At 53.7% G+C, this 13,783-nt stretch carries 14 protein-coding genes; 6 read left to right on the forward strand and 8 right to left on the reverse strand.

Features of this window, described 5'->3' with window-relative positions; genetic code table 11:
* The first annotated feature begins 142 nt into the window (after positions 1–142).
* The 5 genes from pgpB to yciH all read left to right on the forward strand — a co-directional run bounded on the left by pgpB (position 143) and on the right by yciH (position 3,787).
* Entirely contained in the window at positions 143–907 is a 765-nt protein-coding gene (gene pgpB / locus MUU46_RS20645) for a phosphatidylglycerophosphatase B (RefSeq protein ID WP_159759290.1), read from the forward strand.
* Between the two features lie 151 nt (positions 908–1,058).
* Positions 1,059–1,367, forward strand: a complete 309-nt coding sequence (locus MUU46_RS20650) for a LapA family protein (RefSeq protein ID WP_159758844.1) — start codon at positions 1,059–1,061, stop codon at positions 1,365–1,367.
* A gap of 6 nt (positions 1,368–1,373) precedes the next feature.
* Positions 1,374–2,543: a lipopolysaccharide assembly protein LapB gene (gene lapB / locus MUU46_RS20655; protein WP_258966528.1), complete on the forward strand. Its 1,170-nt coding sequence runs from the start codon at positions 1,374–1,376 to the stop codon at positions 2,541–2,543.
* Between the two features lie 192 nt (positions 2,544–2,735).
* Positions 2,736–3,461 (forward strand): orotidine-5'-phosphate decarboxylase, encoded by a 726-nt coding sequence (gene pyrF / locus MUU46_RS20660; RefSeq protein ID WP_258966529.1) that lies wholly within the window; start codon positions 2,736–2,738, stop codon positions 3,459–3,461.
* On the forward strand, positions 3,461–3,787 hold the full coding sequence (gene yciH, locus MUU46_RS20665) for a stress response translation initiation inhibitor YciH (protein WP_258966530.1): 327 nt from the start codon (positions 3,461–3,463) through the stop codon (positions 3,785–3,787). The genes pyrF and yciH overlap by 1 nt, the downstream gene beginning before the upstream one ends.
* Before the next feature lie 130 nt (positions 3,788–3,917).
* Here the strand turns inward: yciH and osmB are convergent, their stop codons facing one another.
* The 3 genes from osmB to MUU46_RS20680 all read right to left on the reverse strand — a co-directional run bounded on the left by osmB (position 3,918) and on the right by MUU46_RS20680 (position 5,410).
* Entirely contained in the window at positions 3,918–4,136 is a 219-nt protein-coding gene (gene osmB / locus MUU46_RS20670) for an osmotically-inducible lipoprotein OsmB (RefSeq protein ID WP_159758852.1), read from the reverse strand.
* Between the two features lie 323 nt (positions 4,137–4,459).
* Positions 4,460–5,209, reverse strand: coding sequence for a DNA-binding transcriptional regulator YciT (yciT, locus tag MUU46_RS20675; RefSeq protein ID WP_159758854.1), 750 nt, complete (start codon positions 5,207–5,209; stop codon positions 4,460–4,462).
* Positions 5,210–5,227: 18 nt separating this feature from the next.
* A complete protein-coding gene (locus tag MUU46_RS20680) occupies positions 5,228–5,410 on the reverse strand; it encodes a YciZ family protein (RefSeq protein ID WP_133459942.1) in 183 nt (60 codons plus the stop codon).
* 190 nt (positions 5,411–5,600) lie between these two features.
* On the opposite strand from MUU46_RS20680, the gene MUU46_RS20685 reads away from it, so the two are divergent.
* Positions 5,601–6,470 (forward strand): crotonase/enoyl-CoA hydratase family protein, encoded by an 870-nt coding sequence (locus MUU46_RS20685; protein WP_159758856.1) that lies wholly within the window; start codon positions 5,601–5,603, stop codon positions 6,468–6,470.
* Here the strand turns inward: MUU46_RS20685 and pdeR are convergent.
* The 5 genes from pdeR to sapF all read right to left on the reverse strand — a co-directional run bounded on the left by pdeR (position 6,467) and on the right by sapF (position 13,782).
* Positions 6,467–8,458: a cyclic di-GMP phosphodiesterase gene (gene pdeR, locus MUU46_RS20690; protein ID WP_258966531.1), complete on the reverse strand. Its 1,992-nt coding sequence runs from the start codon at positions 8,456–8,458 to the stop codon at positions 6,467–6,469. The genes MUU46_RS20685 and pdeR overlap by 4 nt on opposite strands.
* A gap of 293 nt (positions 8,459–8,751) precedes the next feature.
* The gene (locus MUU46_RS20695; protein WP_258966532.1) at positions 8,752–10,692 is read right to left on the reverse strand and encodes an exoribonuclease II; all 1,941 of its coding nucleotides are present in this window, start codon (positions 10,690–10,692) and stop codon (positions 8,752–8,754) included.
* 81 nt (positions 10,693–10,773) lie between these two features.
* Positions 10,774–11,919, reverse strand: a complete 1,146-nt coding sequence (locus tag MUU46_RS20700; RefSeq protein ID WP_258966533.1) for a carboxymuconolactone decarboxylase family protein — start codon at positions 11,917–11,919, stop codon at positions 10,774–10,776.
* Positions 11,920–12,066: 147 nt separating this feature from the next.
* The gene (gene fabI / locus MUU46_RS20705; RefSeq protein ID WP_159758864.1) at positions 12,067–12,855 is read right to left on the reverse strand and encodes an enoyl-ACP reductase FabI; all 789 of its coding nucleotides are present in this window, start codon (positions 12,853–12,855) and stop codon (positions 12,067–12,069) included.
* Between the two features lie 120 nt (positions 12,856–12,975).
* Complete coding sequence (sapF, locus tag MUU46_RS20710; RefSeq protein WP_159758866.1) at positions 12,976–13,782, reverse strand: putrescine export ABC transporter ATP-binding protein SapF; 807 nt, start codon at positions 13,780–13,782, stop codon at positions 12,976–12,978.
* Position 13,783: the final 1 nt, after the last annotated feature.

The raw sequence follows: 13,783 nt of genomic DNA on the forward strand, positions 1-13,783 counted from the left end.
TGTTTGCGCCTATTTTGCCACAATGCCGGGGCTTCACCTAATGGCTGACGGTTGTCTGCTGCTTAAGCGCACAATTCGACCTCTTTCACCGTTATGGCTTTTTTCAGGTATGATTGTGATGTTTAAGGAAAAAGGAGACATGATGCTTTCAATCGCCAGACGAACCGCGGCAGGAGCCGCCATGCTACTCGTGATGCCGGTTGCGGTTTGGATTTCCGGCTGGATGTGGCAACCCGGACACAATGCCTGGTGGTTGAAGATGCTCTACTGGGTAACAGAAACTGTGACGCAGCCGTGGGGTATCATCACTCATGTGATTCTTTGCGCCTGGTTTTTGTGGTGCCTGCGTTTTCGCCTACGCGCTGCCTTAACGCTCTTTGCCATCCTGGCTGCGGCAATTCTTATCGGGCAGGGGGCTAAATCCTGGGTGAAGGACCGGGTCCAGGAACCAAGACCCTTTGTCATCTGGCTGGAAAAAACGCAGCAGGTGCCGGTGGAGGAGTTCTACACTTTAAAGCGTAAGGACCGGGCACACTTAGTGAAACAACAGCTGGCCGACAAGAATGATTTACCCACATTTTTACGACATCACTGGCAGAAAGAGACCGGATTTGCCTTCCCGTCAGGTCATACGATGTTTGCTGCCAGTTGGGCGCTGCTGGGCGTGGGGCTGTTGTGGCCGCGTCGTCGCACAATAACCATCGTGGTGCTGCTGGTGTGGGCGACAGCGGTAATGGGCAGCCGGTTGCTGCTGGGGATGCACTGGCCGCGCGATTTAGTGGTCGCCACGCTAATGTCCTGGCTGCTGGTGACGCTCGCCACCTGGCTTGCGCAAAAACTCTGTGGACCGCTGACGCCGCCGGGGGAAGAAGCAAGGGAAATCCGAAACCGCGAGTCGGAAGAGTGACGCAGGTTGATTTCGGTCGTTCCCGCCCACACATCCATAGCTGGCAGCACGCTTGACAGTTTCGCCGTTGCGGCGAAGATGGTACTTTATAAGGCTGGAAGCGAAAAATCGAACATGTTTTATTCACATAAACCACATAACGGGAAGTAATGTGAAATATTTACTCATTTTCTTATTGGTGTTGGCGATTTTCGTTGTCTCCGTCACCCTTGGCGCACAAAACGATCAGCAGGTCACCTTTAACTATCTGTTGGCGCAAGGGGAGTTTCGGATCTCCACGCTTTTAGCGGTACTTTTTGCCGCTGGATTTGCGATCGGCTGGCTGATTTGCGGCATGTTCTGGCTGCGTACTCGCGTCTCACTGCTGCGTGCTGAGCGCAAAATTAAACGCCTTGAGCAACAAATTATCCCGGTCACTCCCGCTTCGTCTGCGCCGGTCGTTCCGGCTGTGAAGGAATAACTTTCTATGCTGGAGTTGTTGTTTCTGCTTTTGCCCGTCGCCGCCGCGTATGGCTGGTACATGGGCCGCAGAAGTGCACAACAGTCCAAACAGGACGATGCTAGCCGCCTCTCCCGTGACTACGTTGCGGGCGTTAACTTCCTGCTCAGCAATCAGCAGGACAAAGCGGTGGACCTGTTCCTCGACATGCTTAAAGAGGATACAGGTACCGTCGAGGCGCACCTGACGCTTGGCAACCTGTTCCGCTCGCGTGGTGAAGTCGACCGCGCTATTCGCATTCACCAGACCTTAATGGAAAGCGCCTCGCTGACCTACGACCAGCGCCTGTTAGCGGTGCAGCAGTTGGGCCGTGACTACATGGCTGCGGGTCTGTATGACCGCGCAGAAGACATGTTCAGCCAACTGGTGGATGAAACTGAATTCCGTATTAGTGCGCTCCAGCAGCTGCTGCAAATTTACCAGGCGACCAGCGACTGGCAAAAAGCCATCGACGTCGCAGAGCGTCTGGTCAAACTCGGAAAAGAAAAACACCGTCATGAAATCGCCCATTTCTGGTGCGAATTGGCCCTGCAGCAAATGGGCAACAGCGACATGGATAAAGCCATGACCTTGCTGAAAAAGGGCGCTGCCGCCGATCGCAACAGCGCACGTGTGTCCATCATGATGGGCCGGGTATTCATGGCCAATGGTGATTACGCGAAAGCGGTGGAATCACTGCAGCGCGTTATCGATCAGGATCGTGAACTGGTCAGCGAAACCCTGGAAATGCTGCAAACCTGCTACCAGCAACTCGGCAAAGACGAAGAGTGGGAACACTTCTTGCGTCGCGCGGTGGAAGAGAATACCGGTGCGACCGCCGAGCTGATGCTGGCGCAAATCATGGAACAGCGCGAAGGCGCAGATACCGCACAAACCTACGTCACCCGCCAGCTTCAGCGCCATCCGACCATGCGTGTGTTCCATAAATTAATGGATTACCACCTCAATGAAGCAGAAGAAGGGCGCGCGAAAGACAGCCTGATGGTGCTGCGTGACATGGTTGGTGAACAGGTACGCAGCAAACCGCGCTATCGCTGCCAGAAATGCGGCTTCACCGCCTACACGCTTTACTGGCACTGTCCTTCCTGCCGGGCATGGTCCTCGGTCAAACCTATCCGGGGCCTCGACGGCCAGTAATTTTTAAAAACGACTGCATTAGTTACAACATACTTATCAATTTTCTCCACCCCCTTTGTAGCATCGAGCCAGCCATCGTCTGGCAGGTGAAAACGGGAAAATGCAGCCTGTCAATTTCGCGCTGTCGCAGGTAGAATGCTCGCCGTTTACCGTTTTTACGCCGGTTGCGGCCCACAACAAGAAGGTCTGGTCATGACGTCTGAATCCCGTATTGTTACTTCCTCTCCCGTAGTTGTTGCCCTTGATTATGATAATCGCGACAAAGCGCTGGCTTTCGTCGATCGTATCGACCCGCGCGACTGCCGTCTGAAAGTAGGCAAAGAGATGTTCACGCTGTTTGGGCCACAGCTGGTGCGAGACCTGCAACAGCGCGGGTTCGATATCTTCCTCGACCTGAAATTCCACGATATTCCTAACACCACTGCGCATGCGGTTGCCGCTGCCGCTGATTTAGGTGTCTGGATGGTGAATGTCCACGCCACCGGTGGTGCACGTATGATGACCGCCGCGCGTGAAGCGCTGATGCCGTTTGGCAAAGATGCACCGCTGCTGATTGCCGTCACCGTTCTGACCAGCATGGAAGCCAGTGATTTACAGGATTTGGGGATTTCGCTTTCTCCGGCAGATCACGCGGCGAAGCTGGCGGCGTTAACCCAACGCTGCGGCCTGGATGGCGTTGTATGCTCAGCGCAGGAAGCCGTACGCTTCAAACAGGAACTGGGCCAGGCATTTAAACTGATTACTCCGGGTATTCGCCCTGCGGGAAGCGATGCTGGCGATCAGCGTCGGATCATGACCCCAGAACAGGCGCAGGTGGCAGGCGTTGATTATATGGTGATTGGACGCCCGGTGACTCAGTCAGCTGACCCGGCGAAAACGCTGCGTCAGATTAACGCATCGCTTACAAAGGAGGCCTAATGAACGATTCCAACAGTCGTCTGGTGTATTCCACCGACAGCGGTCGAATTGACGAGCCGAAAGCGGCTGCTGAGCGCCCAAAAGGCGACGGCATTGTGCGTATTCAGCGCCAGACCAGCGGGCGTAAAGGCAAAGGCGTGTGCTTGATTACCGGCATTGATGCCGATGATGCCGAACTTGCGAAAATTGCTGCCGAACTGAAAAAAAAATGTGGCTGCGGTGGGGCACTGAAAGACGGCGTGATTGAGATTCAGGGTGATAAACGCGACCTGATTAAATCACTGCTGGAAGCCAAAGGCATGAAGGTCAAACTGGCTGGCGGTTAACGTCAGCTATTTTCCAGTATTGTCGTCAGAAATAAAAAGGCCACGCAATTGCGTGGCCTTTTTGCAGGTAAAATGAGTGTGCGTAAGTCAGATCTGAATATCGTTTTCTTTATTATTTCCCTAAAGGGAATTATTTACCGACCTGGTGACCAATAATACCACCGACTGCTGCGCCACCCAGAGTACCCAGTGTGCTACCGTCAGTCAGCACTGCGCCACCGAGGGCACCTGCACCCGCACCGATAGCCGTGTTACGGTCACGTTTGGACCAATTTGAACATGCGCTCAGGGACATGATCAGTGTTGCAGCCAGCACGGCCGCGGTCATTTTTTTGCTCATTGAAGTCATAAAGTTCTCTCCTGAATAATCTCTCCACGAAAGTGCCTGCATTGAGTTTAGTTCCAATTGGGAACCGTGCGGCATTCATGGAATTGTGTTGCGCAGGTGTTACTAAAATCACGCAAGTGATAGTCACTTCCTGTTATATCGCTAATATTAATTTTACGTCGATGTGCGAGAACAGGGAGGTAAAAAATCTTAATTGGTGCGTCAGAAGAATCCTAGATGTAACGGGGTGTTGAAGAATGAAACAGAATGGAAATATCGAATCGTGGAGTATATGAGCTGAATGTGATGCGGGACAAAACAACCCCCGCGGACGGGGGCTTTTCTCACGGACGTTTAACGATGTCTACCGTTAAACCGGCGTGTTCGAGCAGATGCTGATGGTCGGCAGAAAGGCCATCATCGGTGATGACTCGATTAAACTTCTGCGTTGGGCCAAGTGGATAAGGATGAACCGCGCCAAACTTCGAGCTGTCGCTCAGTACAATGGTTTCACACTCTTTATCAAGCACAGCGCTCACTACATCCGCACGCATCATATCGCGACCGGTGAAGCCAGTATCACGTTGCCAACCGTCCACCCCGATAAAGGCTTTGTTGAAATGCACCTGCTGGATGTACTGGCGGGTTAGAGGTCCAACCATACTTTCGCTTTTCTTCTGATAAATGCCCCCGAGCAAAATGACTTCGCCGGGTGTTTCTTTCAGGAGATGCGCAATATAGCTGCTGACGGTGATGATGGTGATCCCCGGTTGCTCTGCAAGCGCGCGGGCGAGCAGGGCGTTGCTGCTGCCGTTCTCGATAAACACCGTTTCGCCTGGGCTGACCAGACGGGCAGCCCAGGCGGCAAGTTCACGTTTGAGCGAGAAATTGTTCATCATTCGCGTCTCGACGTCTTCGCTGTCGAGCGGCACGGCAAAGCCATGAGTACGGCGCAGATAGCTTTGTTTTTCCAGCAGATTCAGATCCTGACGGATAGTCACCTCTGAAACCCCGGTCATCAGGGCGAGATCGGCAACGCTCATGCGGCCTTTGTCGATCACCATTTGCAAAATAGATTGTTGTCGGGCGTTCATATCAAGGTCACTACTGTTTTAAATTTCCCAAGGGGATTTCGGCTGAGCTGATTTCTGTTCCAGCTCGCCGGACGCCTGAGCCAAAAGCTCTGCTTTCAGGATTTCGAGATTGTTAATTGCAGAGTGGTAATCACCCGCCACCAGAATATCCAGTACGGTATCAACACGTTGAGCTAACTGGCGCGCATCGAGGTTTGACATAGGCAATCCTGAGAGAAAAGTAAGAAAAATCAATGATGCAAAAAAAGGGGACAAAAGAGAAGCGGAAAATGACATGGGTTAAAAACACATAACGAAAAATTATAAATTACGACTCCTGGATTTGCGCGAGAAATGGCCTGAATTAGTCTGATAATGCGCGCAACGCGCTTTATTTTATGAGGATCAGATTATGACCGTGATTAATCAGCCTACCTGTAAACTGTTTACCGATACTGAACGATTCACCCAGCTCTCTGCATACTATGAGGAGGAGCGCCGCACCGTCTGGATGATGCTTCGTGCCCAGCCGCGTCCGTGCTTCAACCATGCACTGATAGAAGAGATCATGAATCTGTCATGGTTGGTCAAACAGCAGGGTTTTGTTGTCGATTTCTGGGTGACCGGCTCGCTGGTCTCGGGCATCTACAATACCGGCGGCGATTTGGACTTTTTCGTGAAGTGTATTCGCAACGGGCGACGTGAAGCGCTGCGAGCCTATGCGCGGGCCTGTGTGGACTGTATTCATGCTGCGTCTCGTGCATTTGATACGGGTGCCATCAGCATAGCAATGGTCGAAGGCAGTGCATTGGGTGGCGGTTTCGAGGCGGCGCTGGCGCACCACTTCATTCTCGCGCAGCGTGATGCCCGAATGGGGTTCCCGGAGATTGCATTTAATCTCTTCCCTGGTATGGGCGGATACTCGCTGGTTAGCCGCCGGTCAGGCATGAAGCTCGCCGAGCAGCTTATCTGTCGCGGGGAAGCACATACTGCGGAGTGGCATGAGCAGCGCGGTCTGGTGGACGTACTGTTTGAGCCAGACAACAGCTACGTGTCGACGCGGACGTTCATCGACACGCTGATACCGAAGCTCAACGGTGTTCGTGCCATGCTGCGGGCGCGCCAACGAGTATTGGTCTTGCCGCGCAGTGAGCTGATGGATATCACCGAGGATTGGGTGGACGCCGCGTTCTGTCTCGAGGACAAAGACATCTCCTACATGGAGCGTCTGGTCATGTTGCAGAACCGGCATACACAGGTCTCGCTGCGCAAAGCCAGTTAACGCAGCTTGCGGGTCTGACGTCGCTTTAGCCAGCGCTCGAATACGGCAGTGGGCATTGGCTTAGCAAATAAAAAACCTTGCCGTTCGTTGACGCCATTCTTGGTCAGAAAGGCGTCTTCTTTCGCGCTTTCCACGCCTTCAGCGATCACCTGTAAATTCAGCGCTTGCGCCACCGCCACGATAGCGCGCACCAGCGATTGCGCGACGGGCTGCTTATGCACATCGCGCACAAACACCTGATCCAGTTTGATAGCGTCAATGGGGAAACGGGCCAGTTGTGAAAGTGACGAATATCCGGTACCGAAGTCATCCAGATGCACCTGCGCGCCGAGTGCGCTGAACTGCTGGATAACCGACTGCGCCAGCTCTTCGTTTTCAATCAGGCAGCTTTCCGTCAATTCAACATCGATAGGGCAATATTCAAAATTCAGGTCACGTAGCGCCTGTTTTAAATCACTGAAAATGGTCTGGTCAGCAAGCTGACGCGCCGACACGTTCACCGCCACGCGCAAGTTGATGCCTTTGTCACGCCACAGCGCCACCTGCCGCACTACATCGAGCATAACCCAGCGCCCGAGCGGCACAATCAACCCGGATTCTTCGGCGTAGGAGATAAATTCGTTCGGCGCTATTAGTCCGCGCTCTGGTGATTCCCAACGAACTAAGGCTTCAAGGCTGCGAACTTCACCACGCCAGGTGATTTTCGGCTGGTAGTGAATCACCAGCTGGTTGTTATCCAGAGCTTTACGCAGGTTGGTGTCGAGCCACAGATACTCAAACACCCGCTGGTTCATCTCCGGGGAGAAGACGCAGAATTTACCGCGACCGCCTTCTTTGGCGGTATACATGGCGGTGTCGGCGTTACGGATCAGGCTTTCTTTGTCGTTCCCGTGCTGTGGCGCGAGGGAAATGCCGAGTGAACAGCCGGAATAGACTTCAATCAGCCCAATGCGGAAGGGGTCACGCAGGCGATTGAGAATGCGCGACGCCATCGCCTCCAGGCTGCTCTGAGAGGTTTGGGTCGCCAGTACGATAAACTCATCGCCACCGAGGCGTGCCAGAGTCTGGCCTTCCTCCAGGCAGCTTAAAATTGATAACGCCACCGACTGCAGGAGCTGATCGCCAAACATATGCCCGTAGGCATCGTTCACCTTTTTGAAGTTATCGAGGTCGAGATACACAATACCGACCTGATTATCTTCGCGGGTGTTAATCGCGTCGGTGATCATGTCATTGATGGCATTACGGTTAGGCAAACCGGTAATGGTATCGGTATTGGCGAGAACCCGCAGACGTTCCTGGGCGCGACGCTCTTCGGTAATATCGGTACCAGAGCAAATCAAATATATTTCGTTTTTACCGCTGCCGCTGTGCACGAATTTATTGCGGAATAAAAACAGACGCTGACCTTTGCGGGTTTTAACCCAGCGCTCGACTTCATATGAACTGCCGTTTTTAAAGAAACCGCTAATATTACGGCGCGAGGCGGCGGCTTCCGCTGGGCTCATAAACAGCTTAAAAACGTTCTGCCCAATCACCTCTTGTTCTTTCATCCCGGTATATTCTTCGCTCAAACGATTAAAACGCTGAATATTGCCGTGGCGATCGAGAATAACGATTACGGAGTTGGCTTCGGAAACGACTTGCTCGGCGAAGGAGAGTCCTTGCACAAGGTCGCGAGCAACTGAGCCGGTATCATCCCAGGCGGATGCGCTACCAGACCATTGAGATTTATTGATTTTACGGCCGACAAGATGCACCGGAACCGGGTTGCCATAAAGATTCAGATTCAGCGTCAGACTGGAGGTGATCACCGTCATCTCGCGAATATTGTCTGCCTGATCCGCACTTAGCGCCACCACCTGACTCGTGTCGGTTTCCTCGCTGGCCGCCAGGTGCAGCGCGTTGCTGTCACCGGACAATCGCCAGTAGGGACTGCTGGTCCCCAGATACCGAAAGAGCAGGTTTTTCTCCATTTCCTCTGCCATGTCTTCTCCCAAACCAACTTAGCGCATCATGGAATCATTGATTAAAAATCGGCACAGCCAGTTCATCCAAAAGACTTAGGCCAAAACATAGTGCATTGACTTGTCTTTGTATCACTGTCCTAAGGAAGTAAAAAGAACACTGACCAGCAGGTCATTGTTTTCCGCTGCGATACCTTATTTGATTGTGACCGCTTTTGGGGGATTGTGGAGGAATTGTGGAAAAAAAGTGTGGAAGGAATCGCATTGCAGAAGAAGAAAAGGGCGGCTAACCAATGATTAGTCGCCCTTAAGTATTACGCCTGGAATGGACGCGCGATAACGCTGCGGGTTTCCATTCTGACTTCGGCGATCGTGACGTCGATAACATCGGTCACTTTATAAACGGTTTCGCCTTTAATTTGTACGGTGCCACTTTCCTGGCTGCAGACCATTTCATCACGGACGGCGTGCAGGAACGGTGCCGGAATAAACGCGACGGCGCCGTTATCCACCAGACGAACGCGCATCCCACCGCGGCTGATATCAATGATTTCAGCGGCAAAACGGGTATCGGTGCCTGCTTTGTCATTCAGGAAACGCGCATACAGCCAATCGGCCACATCACGTTCGGCCATACGGTTCAGGCGGCGACGTTCTGCCATCTGAAGAGTAGCGTCTTCCTGCGGACGAGACGCGGTTTCACCTTTGATAATCGCTTTCAGCAGACGATGGTTGACCATGTCGCCATATTTACGAATCGGTGAAGTCCAGGTGGCGTAAGCCTCAAGACCCAGGCCGAAGTGCGGACCCGGCTCGGTGCTGATTTCAGCGAAGGACTGGAAGCGACGAATACGGCTGTCGAGGAAGCCAGTCGGCATCGCATCGAGTTCGCGGCGCAGCTTACAGAAACCGTCCAGCGTCAGCACTTCCTGCGGGTCGACATGCACATCATGGGTCTTCAACAGCTCAGAAAGTTGTTCCGTTTTCGCCGGGTCAAAACCGGTGTGAACGTTGTAGATACCGAAACCGAGCTTATCACGCAGCACACGAGCGGCGCAGATGTTGGCGGCAATCATAGACTCTTCAACGATGCGGTTGGCGATGCGGCGTGGTTCAGCGACGATATCCAGCACTTCACCTTTTTCACCGAGCACGAAGCGGTAGTCAGGACGGTCTTTAAACACCAGCGCGTGGTTATGACGCCACTCGCCGCGCAGGGCGCAGATGCGTTCCAGCAGTTTGATTTGTCCGGCGATCGCGTCATTCTGCGGCTGCCAGCTGCCGTTGCCTTCCAGCCAGTCAGAAACATCGTCGTAGGCCAGCTTGGCTTTGGATTCGATGGTCGCGGTAAAGAATTCGATATCGTCTTCGATGGTGCCATCGGCAGAGATAATCATGCGGCAGGCGAGAACCGGACGCACTTCATTCGCACGCAGGGAGCACAAGTCGTCGGACAGTTCGCGCGGCAGCATCGGGATGTTGAAGCCCGGCAGGTAGTTGGTGAATGCGCGAATTTTCGCGGCGTTATCCAGCTTGCTACCTTCTGCAATCCACGCGGTCGGATCGGCAATGGCGACGGTGAGATGCAGTTTTCCGTCAGCGACTTCTTCTGCATACAGCGCATCGTCCATATCCTGGGTGCTGGCGCTATCGATAGTCACGAAGTCCAGCGCGGTCAGATCGCGACGCGCCAGACCTTCGTCCAGCATCTCGGTTGCAGTGCCTTCCGGGGCCACCTTCTCAAGATTATGGCGCGCCAGCGTCACCCACCATGGAACGAAATGATCGTCGCCGTAAGTGATGAAGTGGGTGAGTTCAGCGTAGAAACTGCGGTCGCCTTTCAAAGGATGACGGCGCATTTCTGCCACGGCCCAGTCACCCTCTTTAAAATCGTGTTCCAGGCCGCGCACAGGGCGGCACTGGATAGCATCTCTCAGCAGCGGATGATCGGGTACGATCGACAGACGATCGTCCTTCTTCTGCACGCGGCCAACAAAACGCGTCAGGAACGGCTCGACCAGTTCTTCTGGTTCGGCGCTTTCTTTTCCTTTGTCGCCACTATGGATGGTGGCAATGATACGGTCACCATGCATTACTTTTTTCATCTGTGGAGGAGAGATGAAATAGCTTTTCTGGGCATCGACTTCGAGAAAACCAAAGCCTTTTTCGGTACCTTTCACCACCCCTTCAGCGCGAGGGGTCTGGGAATGAAGTTGCTGTTTTAGCTGTGCAAGCAGCGGGTTATCCTGAAGCATAATTATGTATTTTCGTGGCCAAAAGAGCGGCTGACAGTTTTACGCGAATATGCTTGTCGCAGCAAGCTAACTTTAAGCCTTTTACGCATCCTGAGACACCTCTCCAAGGCCGATTTTCAGGCGGTTCAGCCAGCCGCATAACCCACTCCAGGCCAACAGAGCTAAGGCTTGTTCAGCAGAAAGTCCCTGTTCGGTGAGGGGAGTAAACTGCGCGGCGCTGAATCGGTCAGGCGCACGAGTGAGCAACTGCGTCGCCTGGATGATTGCATGATAAAGCGGCTCCTGCTGGCCCCAAATCAGCAGCGCCCGATCGCCCTGTAAGGCGGCTTCTTTCAACGTATCCTGAACCGCGTTTTGCTGAAAACAGCTGACGCTGCCGTTAATGCGTGCGCTAACAAGAGCCGCTAACGGTGCGGCGTCATCCTCGATCGGAAGTGCGTGCAGTAATTCGCTCAATCGTTCGAGCAGGGTTTCATCCCACACCAGCAGCGGTGCCAGCGTTTCTAATGCCGTTTGCGAGGCGCAATGGGTGAGGGCATCCATCTGTTCGACGCTGGCATAGCGGATTTCAACGGTTTCAAGACCTGGCTGCCATCGTCCTGTTTCGAAGGCAAAAAGAGCGGCAGGGGCGTCATCCTGCATTGGCATACCGGGGATCCAGCGCACTGGCAAACCTTTTAATGCCTGACCGGCGGCAATCACGCGCGCCTGATAGCCAATGAAGCCCACGATTTGTGTAATCAGCACGATATCCGGCGTGGTCAGACCGACGGCATCCAGCTGCTGACGAGCGCGTGCGCAGATAACGGACGGCGAGCCTGCCAGTTGACGGGCGTACTGGGTAATTTGCGCCAGACGGTGATTACTCTCGCGGGACGAATCTGGCCCCGGCAGCGGTGCCAGTCGCGCGGCGTAGTGATTACACAAACGCTGCACGCCAAAGACCTGGGCGACGGTTAACGCGGTGCTCAGACGCTCGTAAGCGCTAAACGTATTCAGCCGCGTGGGCGTAAAGGTGTCAGGAAAAAGGTGTTCAGAAATACGCAGCGACACGTTCAACCAGGGCTGACAGGGTGAGGTAACTGAATCGGGCAGGGCTAAATCCAGTAAAAAACGGTTTGCAACGTGGGCGGCTTCCGGAACCAGTGGCAGCACATCGGCAGCCTGGTTTCTCGCTTGCGTTTCATGATACCAATGGCTTTTGCCGTGAGAGCGGCTTTGCTCCATGGGAGTTCCTTCAGGACGTCGTATCGTTGTGAGATAGCTATCCTGACGTAAGGCGGGAGCAGGTAAAAATATTGAAGCGTGATAACAAATAACAGACTGGAATAACGGCGGGATTTCCGCCCTGCGTAAACAGGGCGGAAGAAGAACTTATTTCAGTTCCAGTTCGTTCATTGCGGCGATGCTGAAACCACCGTCAACGTGAACGACTTCACCGGAGATACCGGAAGACAGGTTAGAACACAGGAATGCTGCGCTGTTACCCACGTCTTCGATGGTCACTGTGCGACGGATTGGGGTAACCGCTTCGCAATGAGCCAGCATCTTACGGAAATCTTTGATACCGGACGCGGCCAGAGTACGAATTGGGCCAGCGGAGATACCGTTAACGCGCACGCCTTCTGGACCCATCGCGTTCGCCATGTAGCGCACGTTAGCTTCCAGGGATGCTTTAGCCAGACCCATCACGTTGTAGTTAGGGATAGCACGTTCCGCGCCCAGGTAGGACAGAGTCAGCAGAGCAGAGCCTGGATTCAGCATTTCACGGCAGGCTTTAGCCATCGCGACGAAGCTGTAAGAGCTGATGTCGTGTGCGATTTTGAAGCCTTCACGGGTTACAGCGTTAACGTAGTCACCGTCGAGTTGGTCGCCCGGCGCGAAGCCGATGGAGTGTACGAAGCCGTCAAATTTCGGCCACACTTTTCCCAGTTCGGTGAACAGAGCGTCGATGCTTTCGTCCTGCGCAACGTCGCATTCCAGAACAATGCTGGAACCCAGGTTTGCAGCAAACTCTTCAACACGGCCTTTCAGCTTCTCGTTCTGATAGGTGAACGCCAGTTCAGCACCTTCGCGGTGCATAGCTTGTGCGATACCGTAGGCGATGGACAGTTTGCTGGCAACGCCAGTTACCAGAATGCGCTTACCGGAAAGAAAACCCATAGCTTTTAATCCTTATGTCATTTTTGTAGCGGCTGCATCAATTATAGGCAGGCCGTCGTTAAACGTCGCGATTCTAGCATAGAGTGGAAGGAGAGTTAATCCGACCACTTAAGATAGTCCTCAGCGGTCTTTGCGCCACGCATCCGCCGTTAACGCTTCACCGAAATGCCCAGCAATCAGACGCTTGGTGAGGTCATGCAGCGGGGAAGCGAGCACGTCGGCGGTGCTGCCGCGTTCGACAACTTCGCCCTGATGCATCACCAGCACCTGATCGCTGATGTGTTTCATCATGCCGAGATGCTGAGTGACGTAGATGTACGAAATCCCCTGTTTCTCCTGCAATTCGAGCATCAGGTTAATGAGCTGAGAACGCATCGACATATCCAGCGAGGCCAGCGCTTCATCACAAACGATAACCTTTGGACGCAGGATCAGTGCACGAGCCAGACCCAGACGCTGTTTCTGGCCAGGGGCAAGCATGTGCGGATAATAGCTCACGTGATCCGGAAGCAAACCCACCAGACGCAAAGTGTCGATGATCTGTTTGCGACGGGCCTCTGGATCTAAATCGGTATTCAGAAGCAGCGGGAAATCGAGGATTTGCGAAATACGCTGACGCGGGTTCAGTGAGGTCGATGGGTCCTGGAAAATCATACGGATGCGCTGGCTGCGGAACGAATAATCGCCGTATTCCAGCGGGTGATCGTCAATCAGCAGCTCACCGGTGGTGGGTTCCACCATTCCCGCCAGCATTTTCGCCAGCGTCGATTTACCGGAACCGTTCTCGCCGATCACCGCCAGGGTCTGTCTTTCACGCAGGGTAAAGCTCAGCGGTTTAACCGCTTCGACCGTCTGACGGTGGAACAACCCGGTACGGTAGCGAAAGGTCTTACTCAGATTGCGGACTTCCAGCAGGGTCTCGACCATT

Source organism: Scandinavium tedordense (assembly GCF_024764965.1).
Taxonomy (GTDB): Bacteria; Pseudomonadota; Gammaproteobacteria; order Enterobacterales; family Enterobacteriaceae; genus Scandinavium; species Scandinavium tedordense.